The sequence below is a fragment of the Rhizobacter sp. P3_B12 genome, from assembly GCF_056402895.1.
Genome location: NZ_JBFUGN010001262.1, coordinates 1 through 1,468 on the forward strand (window position 1 = coordinate 1; position 1,468 = coordinate 1,468).

At 72.4% G+C, this 1,468-nt stretch carries 1 protein-coding gene; it reads left to right on the plus strand.

What is annotated here, in order from left to right:
* Positions 1-1,468, plus strand: a 1,468-nt coding sequence (locus AC1D01_RS34345) for a molybdopterin-dependent oxidoreductase (protein ID WP_477873932.1), incomplete at both ends; no start/stop codon positions are given.

Here is a 1,468-nt window from a genome sequence, read left to right on the forward strand (position 1 = left end):
GTGCGAGGCCTGCTGCGGCCTCGAGGTGCAGGTCGACGACGACGGCCGCATCGGCACCATCCGCGGCGATGCGGCCGACGTGTTCAGCGCCGGCTTCCTGTGCCCGAAGGGTGTCGCGCTGAAGGACCTGCACGACGACCCGGACCGGCTGCGCACGCCGCTGATCCGGCGCGGCGCGCGCTTCGTCGAGGCGAGCTGGGACGAGGCCTTCGCCGAGATCGAGCGCCGCCTGCTGCCACTGCGCGAGGCGCATGGCAAGGACAGCGTCGCCTTGACGCTGGGCAACCCGTCGGCGCACAAGATGGGCCTGCTGCTGTACATGCCGCGGCTGCTGAAGGCGCTGGGCACGCGCAACTTCTTCTCGGCCTCGACGCTCGACCAGATGCCCAAGCAGCTGTCGAACGGGCTGATGTACGGCCATTGGCTGTCGATGGCGGTGCCCGACATCGAGCGCTGCGACCACCTGCTGATGCTGGGCGCGAACCCGATGGCCAGCAACGGCAGCCTGTGGACGGTGCCGGATTTCCGCGGCAAGGCCAAGGCGATGAAGGCGCGCGGCGGCCGGCTGGTGGTGATCGACCCGCGGCGCACCGAGACGGCCGCGCTCGCCGATGCGCACCACTTCATCCGCCCGGGCGGCGACGTGTTCCTGCTGCTCGGGATGGTGCACACGCTGTTCGCCGAGGGGCTGGTGAAGCTCGGGCGCCTGCAGCCGCACCTGGCGGGGGTGGAGGCGCTGCGCGAGGCGGTGCAGCCGTTCGATGCGCCCGCGATGGCCGCACGCTGCGGGATCGAGGCCGACGTCATCCGAGGCCTGGCGCGCGACCTCGCCGCTGCCGGGCGCGGCTGCATCTACGGCCGGCTCGGCACCTGCGTGCAGGCGTACGGCACCACCTGCTCCTGGCTGATCGACGTGCTGAACATCCTGAGCGGCCACCTCGATGAACCCGGCGGCGCGATGTTCCCGCAGGCCGCGGCGTTCGCGGCGAACACCGTGGGCACGCCGGGCCGCGGGCGCGGCATCGTGACCGGCCGCCACCACAGCCGCGTCAGCGGCGCGCCCGAGGTGTACGGCGAGCTGCCGATGACCTGCCTGGCCGAGGAGATCGAGACGCCGGGCGCGGGCCAGGTGAAGGCGCTGATCACGATCGCGAGCAACCCTGTTCTGTCGGCACCGAACGGCGCGCGGCTGGCGAAGGCGCTGGAGGGGCTCGACTTCATGCTGAGCCTGGACATCTACCTGAACGAGACGACGCGCCATGCCGACGTGATCCTGCCCGGGCTGTCGCCGCTGGAGGACACGCACTACGACGTCGCGTTCCCGCAGTTCAGCGTGCGCAACCATGCGCGCTACAGCCCGGCCGTGCTGCCGCCGCCGGCGGGCGCGYCGGCCGAGTGGGAGACGCTGCTGCGGCTGGCCGCGCTGGTGCAGGGCCGCGGCGCCCAGGCCGACATCGCGGCCCTCGAC